General features: G+C 74.0%; 12 protein-coding genes. 6 read left to right on the top strand and 6 right to left on the bottom strand.

What is annotated here, in order from left to right:
• Positions 1 to 3: 3 nt before the first annotated feature.
• The 4 genes from AB0O19_RS31710 to AB0O19_RS31695 form a co-directional block, all read right to left on the bottom strand.
• On the bottom strand, positions 4 to 408 hold the full coding sequence (locus AB0O19_RS31710; RefSeq protein ID WP_363624541.1) for a hypothetical protein: 405 nt from the start codon (positions 406 to 408) through the stop codon (positions 4 to 6).
• Between the two features lie 110 nt (positions 409 to 518).
• The gene (locus AB0O19_RS31705; RefSeq protein WP_363624539.1) at positions 519 to 2,345 is read right to left on the bottom strand and encodes an Ig domain-containing protein; all 1,827 of its coding nucleotides are present in this window, start codon (positions 2,343 to 2,345) and stop codon (positions 519 to 521) included.
• A 488-nt stretch (positions 2,346 to 2,833) separates the two neighbouring features.
• The gene (locus AB0O19_RS31700) at positions 2,834 to 3,439 is read right to left on the bottom strand and encodes a hypothetical protein (protein ID WP_363624537.1); all 606 of its coding nucleotides are present in this window, start codon (positions 3,437 to 3,439) and stop codon (positions 2,834 to 2,836) included.
• Complete coding sequence (locus AB0O19_RS31695; RefSeq protein ID WP_363624535.1) at positions 3,436 to 3,816, bottom strand: PadR family transcriptional regulator; 381 nt, start codon at positions 3,814 to 3,816, stop codon at positions 3,436 to 3,438. The genes AB0O19_RS31700 and AB0O19_RS31695 overlap by 4 nt, the downstream gene beginning before the upstream one ends.
• Positions 3,817 to 4,078: 262 nt before the next feature.
• Here AB0O19_RS31695 and AB0O19_RS31690 point away from each other — a divergent pair, with 262 nt between their 5' ends.
• The 5 genes from AB0O19_RS31690 (at position 4,079) to AB0O19_RS31670 (ending at position 9,917) form a co-directional block, all read left to right on the top strand.
• Positions 4,079 to 5,674, top strand: coding sequence for an alpha/beta hydrolase (locus AB0O19_RS31690; protein WP_363624533.1), 1,596 nt, complete (start codon positions 4,079 to 4,081; stop codon positions 5,672 to 5,674).
• Between the two features lie 70 nt (positions 5,675 to 5,744).
• Entirely contained in the window at positions 5,745 to 6,350 is a 606-nt protein-coding gene (locus AB0O19_RS31685) for a DsbA family protein (protein WP_363624531.1), read from the top strand.
• Between the two features lie 115 nt (positions 6,351 to 6,465).
• Entirely contained in the window at positions 6,466 to 8,382 is a 1,917-nt protein-coding gene (gene ftsH / locus AB0O19_RS31680) for an ATP-dependent zinc metalloprotease FtsH (protein ID WP_363624529.1), read from the top strand.
• 110 nt (positions 8,383 to 8,492) lie between these two features.
• Complete coding sequence (gene nadE, locus AB0O19_RS31675; protein WP_363624527.1) at positions 8,493 to 9,326, top strand: ammonia-dependent NAD(+) synthetase; 834 nt, start codon at positions 8,493 to 8,495, stop codon at positions 9,324 to 9,326.
• 120 nt (positions 9,327 to 9,446) lie between these two features.
• A complete protein-coding gene (locus AB0O19_RS31670; RefSeq protein WP_363624579.1) occupies positions 9,447 to 9,917 on the top strand; it encodes an SAM-dependent methyltransferase in 471 nt (156 codons plus the stop codon).
• 117 nt (positions 9,918 to 10,034) lie between these two features.
• On the opposite strand, the gene AB0O19_RS31665 is transcribed toward AB0O19_RS31670, so the two are convergent.
• A complete protein-coding gene (locus AB0O19_RS31665; protein ID WP_363624525.1) occupies positions 10,035 to 10,778 on the bottom strand; it encodes a hypothetical protein in 744 nt (247 codons plus the stop codon).
• A gap of 168 nt (positions 10,779 to 10,946) precedes the next feature.
• Here AB0O19_RS31665 and AB0O19_RS31660 point away from each other — a divergent pair, with 168 nt between their 5' ends.
• Positions 10,947 to 11,102 carry a hypothetical protein gene (locus AB0O19_RS31660; RefSeq protein WP_363624523.1) on the top strand — a complete coding sequence of 52 codons (156 nt, stop codon included), beginning with the start codon at positions 10,947 to 10,949 and terminating at the stop codon, positions 11,100 to 11,102.
• A gap of 64 nt (positions 11,103 to 11,166) precedes the next feature.
• Here the strand turns inward: AB0O19_RS31660 and AB0O19_RS31655 are convergent, their stop codons facing one another.
• A complete protein-coding gene (locus tag AB0O19_RS31655; protein ID WP_363624521.1) occupies positions 11,167 to 12,867 on the bottom strand; it encodes a DUF885 domain-containing protein in 1,701 nt (566 codons plus the stop codon).
• Between the last annotated feature and the right edge of the window lie 146 nt (positions 12,868 to 13,013).

Below are 13,013 nucleotides of genomic sequence, written 5' to 3'. Positions count from 1 at the left end.
CCGTCAGCCGACGGTCACCGTCGCGGTGAAGGCCCGCTGCCCGGGCGGGCAGGCCAGCGCCTCGCCGCAGGTGGTGCGGTGGGCGGAGAGACGGGCGGTGCCGGGGGCGGCGGCGAGGAAGCCCGCGGTGACCTGGCCGCAGCCGCCGCCCGGCCGGCAGGAGGGGGCGGGAGTGGTCGCGGTGGCGGTCGGACGCAGCGTCCGCGGGCTGTCGCCGGCGGCCGGGGACCAGTAGGTGCTGTGCAGCTCGACCCGGATGACGGTGCCGGGTGCCACCCGCACGGTCGTGCCGTCGGCGTGCTCGTCGAGCACCAGGGCGGGCGGGCCCGGTGCGGCGGGGCCGGTGTTCGACGAGCAGCCGGCCGCCAGGGCGAGCAGGGCGGCCGCCGCGAGCGTTCGCACGGTCACGGCTCTCCTCCTTCACGGGGTGCGGGGCGCAGCGGTGCCGGGGCGCGGTGCCGCCGGGGCGGGCCGTGGTGGCCCGCCCCGGCGGCGTCAGGGGCGTGGACTGGCGGCCGTCAGGAGACGGTCACGTCGTCGTAGTAGGTGTAGGTCGGGTCGCCCGGGTAGTTGTCGTCCACGTTGGTGAGGGTGAGCGTGTAGCTGTGGCCCGGGGTGACGGTGCCGGAGGCGGACTTCCAGCCGAGGCCGCTGGTGCAGGTCTTGGCGAGCACCGTGGTCGTGGTGTTGGTGGTGTTGTCCTTGAGGGTGGCGGTCGCCCAGTCGTAGGTGACGGTGTCCGGGCAGGTGACGTCGTACCAGAAGGCGACCTTGCTGCTGCCGGCCGGGGCGGTGAAGGTCTGGCCGGCCGTGGACGTGGTGGTGGGGCCGGTGGAGCCGAGCATCGCGCCGTAGCCGCCGGTGTGCTTGGCGGCGCTGGCGGCGGCGGCGCTGCCGGTGGAGGTCCAGCCGCTCAGGGTGCCGGTCTCGAAGCCGCCGTTGGTGAGGCCGCCGCCGCCCGCGGAGGTGACGGTCCAGCCGAAGGCGGCGGAGCCGGAGGCGCCGGTGGCGTCCTTGGCGGTGACCGTGACGCTCGCCGTGCCGGCGGTGGTCGGGGTGCCGCTGATCAGGCCGGAGGCGGAGATGGACAGGCCGGCCGGCAGGCCGCTCGCCGTGTAGGTGAGGGTCTGGCCGGAGGCGCTGTCGGTCGCCGCGATCTGGAGGCTGACGGCCTTGCCGGTGGTGCCGGCCTGGGCGCCAGGGTTGGTGACGGTGACGGTGTTGCCGGTCGTGCCGCCGACGATCGGGTGGGACATCTCGCAGCCGCCCGCACCGCTGTTGAAGTCGTTCGCCCAGGTCGACTGCATGGCGAAGCTGCCGGTGGTGAAGCCGACGTTCGCCGACGCGCCCTGGCCGCTGCTGACCCAGGCGCACTTGTCGCCGTTCTCGGCGCCGCTGCTGTCGGTCCAGCCGCCGGCCGGGTTCTGGTCGGTGATGGTCTCGGCGTACTCGTGGCCCTCGACGATGGTGACGCCGTCCAGGGTGCCGGCCGTCCCCGCGTTGACGAAGCCCTGGCCGCAGCCGGAGCCCGCGTCGGTCACGTACGGCAGGTTGGTGAAGGCCAGTTCGCCGTACGGGGAGGAGACGGCGCCGCCGGTGAGTGTGGTGTCGCCGGTGTAGTCGTGCCAGGCGCAGAAGTTGCCGGACGCGGTGTTGAAGCCGTCGGGGGTGGTGCCGCTGGGGGAGACGACGACGTACTGGTCGTTCCGGTTGGCCGCGGCCGTGGTGTTGCCGAAGTGGCCGGACGCCTTGACCGCCTCGGCGCCGATCTGGTTGCCGGTCGCGGAGGCGGGCGCCGCGGCGGAGGTGTCCACCCAGACGCCGGCGAGCGCGCCGCCGGTGGGGTAGGCGACGTGCGCGGAGCTGCCCGGGCAGGTCTGGGAGCCGGTGGTGACGCCCTCGCAGTACTGCGTCATGACGCCGGACCAGAGTTCGCCGCCCGCGCCGATGCCCTTGAACAGCTGCTGCAGGCGCGGGGCCATGCCCTTGGCGTCGCCGCTGAGCGTGGTGTTGCCGTTGGCGTCGGTGCCGGAGCTGCCCCACTGGGAGCCCCAGAACACCAGGTAGACGTGCTCCGGTCCGGTGGCCACGCCGATGCTCGGACTGCCCGCCCCGCCACCGTAGTTGAGGTTGTTGGCGGAGGTGGCGCTCGGTGCGGCCTGGTGGCCGCGCAGCGGGACGGCGCCGTGCCGGTACGGGTGGTTCGCCGACGCCGTGGGGTGCGCGGCGTCGTCGGGCTGCGCCTGGGCGGGTGCCGCGGTGAAGCCGGCCGCCGCGAGGGCGAGCGCGGCGACGCCGGTGAGCGCCGCCCGTCCGGCGTGACGGAACGTGGGGGTTCGGCCCATGTGAGGGTTGCCTCTCTCATGCCGACCGCCCGGGCACCGGTGGGTGACGGGTGGTCGCGAAGGACAGGGAGAGGCCGGAGGCGGTGGAACGCCTGGATGACCCGCCGCACAACGGATCACCGGGGGGAAACAGGCCCGCCTCGGCCGCCGAGAAGCAAAGCAGCCGCCGGAGAACTGGGTCAACGAGCCTGACGGTAAAGTGAGTTGCCTTGATTCCCGCGTAATGGAAAAGCCCCCAGATCGAGGGGGCGGCGGTTCGGATTCTCCGAGCCCGCACACTGTATGCGGGTTTCCGTTAACCGTATGAACGGCCTTGGCCAAAAACGGATTTGATGGTGAGAAACAGGTAAGACATTAGTCGCCGGGCAGGCACGCGTGCAAGCGCGAGCCTCCGACGTGTGGAGACCGCCTCCCTTGTACGTGGGGGGCGGTCTCCAACATCACCAGGGGGGGCTGGCGAAACGTCGGTGTTGATTGGTGAAGCCGGTTCAGGCCATGAGCGCGGCGTTGCGCAGCCGGGCGGCGGACCGGGCCAGGAAGAACGCCGCGAGCAGGGCGGGGCAGAAGCCCACCGCGCAGGCGGCGAGGACGGCTGCCGCGGTCAGGCCGACCGGGGACACGACGGCGGCGGCGATGCCGGCCAGCGGAGTGACCAGGACGGGGGAGAGCAGCAGCAGGGCCGCCAGCCGCTTCTCCCGGCGGCTCCACTGCGTGGACCGCCAGACCCTGCTCGCGGCGATGACGGCGGCGGCCAGCGCGAGCGGGGGCCCGACGACCGGGACGAACGACAGCGGAACCGGCAGCACCGCGAAGACCAGGGTGCGGACGGTGCGGCCGCGGCTCTCCGGCTCCGGTCGGGCGCCGCCCTCCTCGTCGAGCGCGGCGTCGGCGATCTGCCGGGGGCTGCCCAGCTGCTCCAGGACCCGCCGGACGGCGGCCTCGTCGGCGGGGTCGCGCTCGGCGAGCGAGACCTCGACGTGCTCGCGCAGGTCCGCGAGCAGTTCGCGGCGGCGCTCCTCGGGCAGCGGGGCGGTGTACCGGGCGACCGCGTCCAGGTGGGCGCGGACCAGGGGGTGCTCGATGGGGTTGTTCACGGGTTCTCTCCCGGGGCCAGGACGTGGTCGACGGTTTCGCGGAAGGCGGGCCACAGCGTGGTGAACTCCTCCAGTGCGCTGCGGCCGGTGTCGGTGAGGGTGTAGTACCGGCGGGACGGGCCGCTGGCCGAGTCGCGCAGGAAGGTGTCGGCGAGGCCGGCCCGGCGCAGCCGGGACAGCAGGGGGTAGATGGTGCCCTGGCTGGTCGCCAGCATCGGGAACCGGCCGAGTTCCTGCAGCAGCTCCACCCCGTACCGGGGGCCGTCCCGCAGCAGCGCCAGGACGCAGTACTCCAGTACGCCCTTGCGCAGTTGCGTCGCCACCGGCCCGTCGGCCGCACCGGCGTCGCCGTCGTGGTGTGTGATGCCAGGTACCATGCGATGCAAGATAGCATGCGACGCCAGGTAGTGGGCGATCCGGACGCTGCCGGCCGCCGAGGGCCGCGGGAGCGGGGATCACCTCACCCGGACGGCGGATGGCAGCCGGACCGGCGCACGCCCCTCCACCGGGCCTTCCGACGGGCGCGACCGCCCCACCGCCCCTAGGGTCTGTGGTGCGTTGACCGTGCCGAGCGCCGGGGCGCACGCCGCCCCGCCGTCCGCCGGGGCGCGCCCGGTAACCCGAGAGGTGGACCGCTCCATGCACACCGTCGTCCGCGGCGCCGGCGCTTTCGGCCTGGCCGCGCTGCTGCTCGCCTCCGCCGCCGGCTGCCAGGGCGACGCCCGCTCCGCCGTCGAGCCCGCGCCGACCTCCCCGGCCTCCCCGCCCGGTTCGCCCGGTTCGCCCGCCGCGTCCGCGACCGGACTCGCGGCCCAGCGGCTCGACTGGCAGGCCTGCCCGGCCCCCAGCCCCGCGCAGGGCAGCGGCACCGCGCCCGCCGGTGACTGGCAGTGCGCCACCCTCAGGGCGCCGCTCGACCACGGCAAGCCGGACGGCCCGACCATCGACCTGGCCATGATCCGGAGCCGGGCGAAGGACGAGAAGCACCGGATCGGCTCGCTGCTGTTCAACTTCGGCGGCCCCGGCGCCTCCGGCGTCGCCACGCTGCCCGCCCTCGCCGCCGACTACGCCTCCCTCAACGCCCGCTACGACCTGGTGAGTTTCGACCCCCGTGGGGTCGGCGCCAGCGCCGGGGTGAGCTGCCTGGACGACAAGGCGATGGACACCAGCCTGGAAATCGACAACACCCCCGGGACCCCCGACGCGGTGAAGGCGCTGGACGCCAGCAACGCGCAGTTCACCGCCGCCTGCGAGCACAACTCCGGTCCGGTGCTGCCCTACGTGGACACCGAGAGCGCCGCCCGCGACCTCGACCTGATGCGGCAGGTGCTCGGCGACCAGAAGCTCTTCTACTTCGGCATCAGCTACGGCACCCAGCTCGGCGGCGTCTACGCGCACCTGTTCCCGCAGGAGGTCGGTCGGATCGTCCTGGACTCGGTCGTCGACCCGACGAAGGACCCGCAGCAGGCCGCGCTCGGCCAGGCCCAGGGCTTCCAGCTCGCGTTCGACAACTTCATGAAGGCCTGCGCCGCCGAGGAGGCCGCCGCCTGCCCGACGGGTGCCGGCGGTGTCGAGGGCACGGCGGCGGTCACGGCGCTGCTGCAGAAGCTGGAGCAGTCCCCGCTGCCCACCACCAGCGGGCGGCAGCTCACCGAGACCCTGGCCGTCACCGGGATCGCCGCGGCCCTGTACAGCGAGGAGACCTGGCCCGTCCTGGCCGCCGGGCTCACCGAGGCGATGCAGCAGGGCACCGGCAACACACTGCTCCAGCTCTCCGACGCGATGTTCGGGCGCGACCCGCAGGGGCGCTACACCAACCTGAGCGCCGCCAACCGGGCGATCAACTGCGTGGACGCCCGGCAGCGCTACTCCGACCAGGACGTCGAACAGCAGCTGCCGCAGTTCCGCACCGCCTCCCCGGTGTTCGGTCCCTACTCCGCCTGGGGCCTGACGAGCTGCACCGGCTGGCCGGTGCCGGGCAAGGCCGACCACCCGGACGTCTCCGCCGCCGGCGCGGCCCCGATCCTGGTGGTCGGCACCACCGGCGACCCGGCCACCCCGGTCGAGGGCGCCCACGCGATGGCGCAGCAGCTCGGCCCGGGCGTCGGCGTCAACATCACCCTCCAGGGCGAGGGCCACGGCGGCTACAACACCGGCGACCCGTGCCTGAAGCAGGCCGTGGACGCCTACCTGCTGGACGGCACCGTGCCGGCCGACGGGAAGACCTGCAGCTGAGAAGTGGCCCACCACGATGGTGATCGATTGGCCCTGGAAAGCGGTCCACACGGCGCCTAGGCTCTTCACCGTGACCACCAAAGTCGATTTCTACTTCGATCCGATCTGCCCGTTCGCTTGGATCACCTCCCGGTGGATCCTGGAGGTCGAGCGCCACCGCGAGCTCGACCTCACGTTCCGGGTGATGAGCCTGTCCGTCCTCAACGAGGGCCGCACCGACCTGCCCGAGCGCTACCAGCGCCTGATGACCACCGGCTGGGGCCCCGTCCGGGTCTGCATCGCCGCCGCCGAACAGCACGGCGAGCACGTGCTGCGCGACCTGTACACCGAACTCGGCACCCGCCTGCACGACCAGGACCGGCCCGCCGACGACGCCGTCATCCGGGAGGCCCTGGTCGCGGCCGGACTGCCGGAGGAACTCGCCGCCGCGGCCGACAGCACGGCGTACGACGTCGCGCTGCGCAAGAGCCACCACGAGGGCATGGACCCGGTCGGCGAGGAGGTCGGCACGCCGACCATCCACGTCGACGGCGTCGCCTTCTTCGGCCCGGTGCTGAGCGCCATCCCGCGCGGCGAGGACGCCGTCCGGGTCTTCGAAGGGGTGCGGCTGCTGGCCGGCTACCCGAACTTCTTCGAGCTCAAGCGGACCCGGACCGGCTCGCTCGACTTCTCCTGACGGCGCCGCCGGCCCCCGCGCCGGGGCCGACCGGTTCGTCCTGAACCTCCCGTCCGGGCCCTTCTCCCCCCACCATGGAGAGGAGGGCCCGGCGGCGGAGAGGTGGTGGGCGTGGATGATCACCCGAATCCGGCTGCGCGCTGCCCGCCACCCCGCGACCCCGCCGCCCCCGGGCAGGGGCCCCGAGCGGCCCCGCACCCCCGGCGGCCCTCCGCCGCCCAAGCCGCCCGCGCCCGCGATGCGCCGCTGGCTGCTGCCCGTCGCCGTCCTGGTGACCCTGCTGCTCCTCATCCTGTTCTCGCGCTCCGGCTCGACCGGCGCCAGCTACGGCTACACCGACTTCCTCAACCGGGTCGGCGCCGGGCAGGTGAAGACCGTGGACATCACCGACACCGGCGGGGTCACCGGCACCCTCAAGGACGGCACGCACTTCACCACCCAGATCCCGACCGCCCTGGACACCTCCCAGCTCAGCGGCGAGCTGGCCGGTCAGCACGTCGACGTCACCGCCAGCCGCAGCGGCGGCAGCTCGATCTGGTCCACGCTGCTGCTGTTCCTGCCGCTGCTGCTCTTCGGCGGGCTGTTCCTGTGGTCCGGCCGGATGGCCGCCCGCTCGCTCGGCGGCGGCCTGAGTGCCATCGGGCGCTCCCGCGCCAAGATCATCGAGGCCGAGCGGCCCGCCACCCGCTTCGCCGACGTCGCCGGGTACGAGGGCGTCAAGCAGGAGGTCAGCGAGGTGGTCGACTTCCTGCGCAGCCCCGAACGCTACGCCGCCGCCGGCGCCAAGGGCCCGCGCGGGGTGATCATGGTCGGCCCGCCCGGCACCGGAAAGACCCTGCTCGCCAGGGCCGTCGCCGGAGAGGCCGAGGTGCCCTTCCTCTCCGTGACCGGCTCCGGCTTCGTCGAGATGTTCGTCGGCGTCGGCGCCTCCCGCGTCCGCGACCTCTTCGACGAGGCCCGCAAACGCGCGCCGTCCATCATCTTCATCGACGAGATCGACGCCGTCGGCGGGCGCCGCGCGGGAGGCACCCGGCTCGGCGGCAACGACGAGCGCGAACAGACCCTCAACCAGCTGCTCTCCGAGATGGACGGCTTCGACCCGACCACCGGCATCGTCGTCATCGCCGCCACCAACCGCCCGGACGCCCTCGACCCGGCCCTGCTGCGCCCCGGCCGGTTCGACCGCCAGGTCACCGTCCCGCTGCCCAACCAGGCGGAACGGGCCGCGATCCTCGCCGTCCACGTCCGCGGCAAGACCCTAGCCCCCGATGCCGACCTGAACCGCATCGCCCGCGGCACACCCGGCTTCTCCGGCGCCGACCTCGCCAACCTGGTCAACGAGGCCGCCATCAACGCCGTCCGCGCCGACCGCGCCACCCTCACCGCCGACGACCTCGACACCGCCCGCGACCGCGTCCTGCTCGGCCGCCGGGACTCCTCCAACGCGCTGCTGCCCGAGGAGCGCCACGCCGTCGCCGTCCACGAGTCCGGGCACGCCCTGACCGCCGCGCTGTGCGAACACGCCGACCCCGTCGCCAAGGTGACCATCCTCCCGGCCGGCGTCTCCCTCGGCGCGACCGAACAACTCCCCGAAGCGGAACGCCACCTGTACACCGAGGGCTACCTGATCGACCTGATCACCGTCCAGCTCGGCGGGCGGGCAGCCGAGCTGGTGGTCTTCGGCGAGGGTTCCACCGGCGCCGCCAACGACCTCGCCCACGCCACCGGCGTCGCCACCCGGATGGTCCGCGAATTCGGCCTCTCCCCGGAACTCGGCCCGGTCGGCTACTCCAGCGGCTCCCCGAACTACCTTGGCGACGGCCCCGAGGACCTGTTCCGCCGCCCGTACTCCGAGCAGACCCAGCGCGCCGTCGACGAGGCGGTGGCCCGCCTGCTGCGCCGCGCCGAACGCCGCGCCGTCGACCTGCTCCGCGAACACCGCCACCACCTCGACGAACTGGCCGCCCTGCTGGTCGCCCAGGAGACCGTCGACGGCGCCGTCGTCCTCGACATCCTGCGGCACCCCGCGTAGGCGCTCGCCCCGGCCAGCCGCGGCACCGACACCACCTCGTCGAACGCGTCGAACCCGCTGGTAGCGTCCAGGGCGGGCACCCACCGTGTCACCTTCACCCGGGAGTCGATATGACCGAAACCCTGTCCGCCGACCTCCAGCGGGAGATCGCCCGCACCCTACGGGTGGCCCCCGTCCCCAGCCCCGAGCAGGAGGCCGAGCGCCGGGCCGACTTCCTGGCCGACCAGCTCCGGGCGGCCGGCGCCCGCACACTGGTGCTCGGCATCAGCGGCGGCGTCGACTCCACCACCGCCGGGCGGCTCTGCCAGCTCGCCGTCGACCGGTTGCGCGCCGCCGGACACCAGGCCGAGTTCTGCGCCATGCGGCTGCCCTACGGCACCCAGGCGGACGAGGCGGACGCCCGCCGCGCACTCGACTTCATCCAGCCGGACCGGACCCTGACCGTCGACATCAGGCCCGCGACCGACGCCGCCCTCGACGCGCTGGCGTCCGCCGGCCTCACCTTCGCCGACCGCTCCCACGAGGACTTCGTCCGCGGCAACGTCAAGGCCCGCCAGCGGATGGTGGCCCAGTACGCGGTCGCGGGCGCCACCGGCGGCCTGGTCGTCGGCACCGACCACGCCGCCGAGGCGGCCGTCGGCTTCTTCACCAAGTACGGTGACGGCGCCGCCGACGTGATGCCCCTGGACGGACTGACGAAGCGTCAGGTCCGCTCCCTGGCCGAAGCCTTGGGGGCTCCAGCGGACCTCGTCCACAAGACCCCCACCGCCGACCTGGAGAACCTCGCCCCCGGCCGCCCCGACGAGGACGCCCTCGGCGTCCCCTACGAGGCCCTGGACGACTTCCTGGAGGAGCGGCCGGTGAGCGAGGAGGTCTTCCGCACCGTCCTCGGCCACTACCGCCGCACCGAGCACAAGCGCCGCCCGCCCGCCACCCCGGCGTAGGGCGTGCCTTCAGGCCGGGTGGGGACACCACCGTCGGCAGCCCCCGGTGACGACCCGGGCGGGGGCGTGGTTACGTACGGGGAACAGGCTTCGACATCGAAGGGGGACGGCGTGGACGAGGTGACATCGCGTCCGGTGGCATGGGTGGTCGGCGGTCGGGAGGACGTCCGGGACGACGGCTGGGGGAGCGTCGGGGCGGTGATCCGGGTGGACGGCGCGCAGTTCGGTGAGGAGGCGCTGTACGGGCTGGCGGACTTCTCGCACCTGGAGATCGTGTACCACTTCGACCGGGTGCCGGCCGACAGGGTGGAGACCGGTGCCCGGCGCCCGCGCGGCAACCCGGACTGGCCGCTGGTCGGCATCTTCGCCCAGCGCGGCAAGAACCGCCCCAACCGGCTCGGCGTCTCGCGCTGCCGACTGGTCCGGGTGGAGGGCCTGGACCTGTACGTGACCGGGCTGGACGCGGTGGCCGGCACGCCGGTGCTCGACATCAAGCCCTACCTGGCCGAGTTCGGCCCGCGCGGAGAGGTCCGTCAGCCCGTCTGGTCGGCCGAGCTGATGCGCGCCTACTACGTCGCCGAGACGGACTGACGCACGGACGGGTCGGCGCCGGTTGGGGTGAGGAGTTCACGCCGGGGAGGTCGCGGACGCCCTGGTGGGCCGCGCCGGCACCCCCGCCGACGTCGCCGAGACGGGCCCCAGGGGCGGTCAGTCCCCGTCGGTGTCGGCGGCCGGGGTGGGGGAGCCGCCGGACTTGATGCCGAGTTTGGCCTCGGCTGTGGTCCAGTCGGTGGCGATGGCCTGCTGGGCGGCGGCGAGGGTGGCCTGGCCCTTGCAGATCGCGGTGTGCAGGTGCGTCTCCACCGAGTCCTTGGGGTTGTTGGGGCCCTTGCCCGGGACATGGCCGGGGGAGGGCGGCTGCACCCACAGGTTGCGCGGGTCGTTGGGGTCGCCGCCGAGTTGCAGGCTGATCAGGTGGTCGTACTCGGCGTCGCCCATCGGGCCGGTGTAGCCGTAGGACTTGGCGTTCTCGGCCTTCTCCTTGCCGGTGATGTTTGCCGGCGGGCGGATCGTCGAGGTGTAGCCGCCCGGTTTGCAGATGGTGTCGTTGATGTTGCCCTGGTTGACCGCCGGGCTGATCGCGCCCGGGGTGCACTTCGGGTCGGGCAGCGGCTGCTTGTCCGCGGTGTAGCGGTACGTGCAGCTGCCCGGCGCGGGCTGCGGCTGGACGTCGTAGGAGCTCTTCGGGCCGGCGCCGGTGACGATCGCCGCCGGGGCGGGCGGCGCTCCGGCGGCTGCGGCGTCGGCTGCGGGCGGGGCGCCGGCTGCGGAAGAGGCCGGGCCGTGTCCGGCCGGCCGGGCAGTGTGGCCGCCGCCGGACGAGCAGCCTGAGGCTGCGGCGAGCAGGGCGGCCACGGCTATGGCCAGGGCGGCGCGGGCGGGAGCCGGCACGGGTTCCTCCAGATCGGGGCGGTGGGGCGCGGGGCGGGCCGACGGACCTGCCGGTTGCCGCGCCAGCGGACACTACCGCCTGGAGGGGCCGAAGGGGTGACGGCACGTCCGGGCGCGGGAGGACCGCTCAGGGCGTGCGGAATCGTCGACCGGTACGGTCCCTGGGCCGTGCGCCTGGGCAGCCGAGGCGGCCGGGTTCCCGGCTACGACGCCGTCCAGCGGAAGTTCGCCGGTGCGGTGACCCTGACCGGCTACGAGGTGGCCGAGGTGTACCTGGTCGGGCCCAAGGGCGACGGCTCGTCCCTCCGGGTGGTCGGCTTCTGACCGCGGTGCCGCTGCGGGGCTGAACCCGGCCCCGCAGCGGTGGGCCCCACTGCGTCGACGGGCCCTACCGCGTCGCGATCCAGTCCGTGACCAGCGTGTCCAGCACTCCCAGCGGCAGGCTGCCGTGCCCGATCAGCTGGTGGTGGAACTCCCGGATGTCGAACCGGGCGCCCAGCGACGCCTGCGCGCGCTCGCGGTGCCGGACGATCTCCCGGCGGCCGATCAGGTACGCGGTCGCCTGGCCCGGCCAGGCGAGGTAGCGGTCGATCTCGTTGCGGACGTTGGCCTCGGTGGTGGCCGTGTTGTCCCGCATGAAGGCGATCGCCCGCTCCCGGGACCAGCCGTAGTGGTGCAGCCCGGTGTCCACGACCAGGCGCACGGCCCGCAGCGCGTCGAGCGACAGCATGCCGAAGCGGGAGAGGTCCGAGCTGTACAGCCCCATCTCGTCCGCGAGCCGCTCGGTGTACAGGCCCCAGCCCTCGACGTGGGCGGTCAGCTGGCCGCTCGGCCGGCGCCGGAACTCCGGCAGGTGGTGCAGCGTCTGGGCGACGGCGATCTGCAGGTGGTGCCCGGGCACGCTCTCGTGGAAGGCGATCGCCTCGTACTCGTACCTGAACCTGGTCTGCGGGCGCAGCGTGTTGATCCAGTGGGTGCCGGGCAGGCCGCCCGGGCCCGGCGGCTGGTAGTAGGCCAGTGGCCCGGTCTCCGCCTCGATCGGGTCGATCTCCCGGGTCACGCAGTCGGCGATCGGGTAGGCCCGGAAGTAGTCGGCCGAGGCGCGGCGGGCGCGCTCCAGCGCCTCGTCGACCAGGGTGATGATCTCCTCGGCGCTGTCGAAGCGCAGCGCGCGGTCCTCCCGCAGCGCGGCCAGCACGGCGTCGGGGGCGGTGATGCCGAGCACCTTGCCGCCCAGCTCGGCGAACTCCGCGCGCAGCTGCGCCAGGGTGTCCAGGCCGATCCGGTGGACCTCCTCCGGGGTGAGCCCGGGCCGGGTGTAGCGCGTGACGGCGTCGGCGTAGCCCTCGGTGCCGCCGGGCACGTGGCAGACCCCGGCCCGGTCGTCCGGCCGGGCGTCCGCGGCCAGCCGCTGGGCCAGGCCGGCCCGGTAGCGGGCCACGGCCGGGCGCACGCCGTCGCGGACGATCACCTGGCCCCGGTCGAACTCCGGGCGGCCGTGCAGTGCGCGCAGCAGCTGGTCGTCGTCCGGGCCGGTGACCAGGTACGCGTCGAGCTGGTCGAGGGCGGCGTCGACGCCGCTGCGCAGTGGCGTGCGGCCCTCGGCCGCGGCGTCCAGGTGGAGCTGCAGGGCGGCGTCGAAGTAGCCCGGCAGGCCGGCCAGCCGCTCCAGGTACGCGTCGGCGCCCTCCTGGTCGACGGAGGTCATGGCGAGCGAGGTGAAGGCCTCGTTCTGCGGCGCGGTGATGGTCGCCGAGATGCTGAAGTCGCCCAGCCCGTGGGTGATCCGGCCGGTGCCGTTGTCGATCAGCCGCCCGAGCACGCGGTGGGTGACCAGGTCCTCGCCGGCCAGCGCGTCCACCGGGATCGCGGCCAGTCGCGTCCCGAAGCCCGCCAGCGCGTCCCGGTGGCGCAGCGCGGCCGCGCGGGACGGGTCGGGCACCTCGTGGGCGTAGCCCTCGACCCCGCTCAGCGTCGCGTCGAACGGGGCGTGGGCGTTCTCGGCGGCGAAGTACTCCTCGGCCAGGGCGGCGAGTGCGGTGGGGGCGGTGAGCGCGGCGGGTCCGTCGTGGTGCGGTTGGTCGGTCATGCGCGCTCCCCGGTCCGGTGTGGTCAGAGTGACGGGGGTTGCCTGGGCGCCCCGGTGGCGCCGATTATTCGGAGTCTGCGGCGGCGCGGTCAATACGCGGCGCGGGGAAAGCGGTTCTCCCCGGCGCCCGGTGCGCCGCCGCCGAC

Source organism: Kitasatospora sp. NPDC091276, assembly GCF_040684355.1.
GTDB lineage: Bacteria > Actinomycetota > Actinomycetes > Streptomycetales > Streptomycetaceae > Kitasatospora.
This window is presented reverse-complemented; position numbering and strand designations above follow the sequence as displayed.

What these genes read in the sequence shown, in the direction of transcription:
- AB0O19_RS31705 (WP_363624539.1), bottom strand. Translation starts at nt 2,345, where the DNA reads ATGGGCCGAACCCCCACGTTCCGTCACGCCGGACGGGCGGCGCTCACC.
- AB0O19_RS31695 (WP_363624535.1), bottom strand. Translation starts at nt 3,816, where the DNA reads ATGGTACCTGGCATCACACACCACGACGGCGACGCCGGTGCGGCCGAC.
- AB0O19_RS31690 (WP_363624533.1), top strand. Translation starts at nt 4,079, where the DNA reads ATGCACACCGTCGTCCGCGGCGCCGGCGCTTTCGGCCTGGCCGCGCTG.
- ftsH (WP_363624529.1), top strand. Translation starts at nt 6,466, where the DNA reads ATGATCACCCGAATCCGGCTGCGCGCTGCCCGCCACCCCGCGACCCCG.
- nadE (WP_363624527.1), top strand. Translation starts at nt 8,493, where the DNA reads ATGACCGAAACCCTGTCCGCCGACCTCCAGCGGGAGATCGCCCGCACC.
- AB0O19_RS31655 (WP_363624521.1), bottom strand. Translation starts at nt 12,867, where the DNA reads ATGACCGACCAACCGCACCACGACGGACCCGCCGCGCTCACCGCCCCC.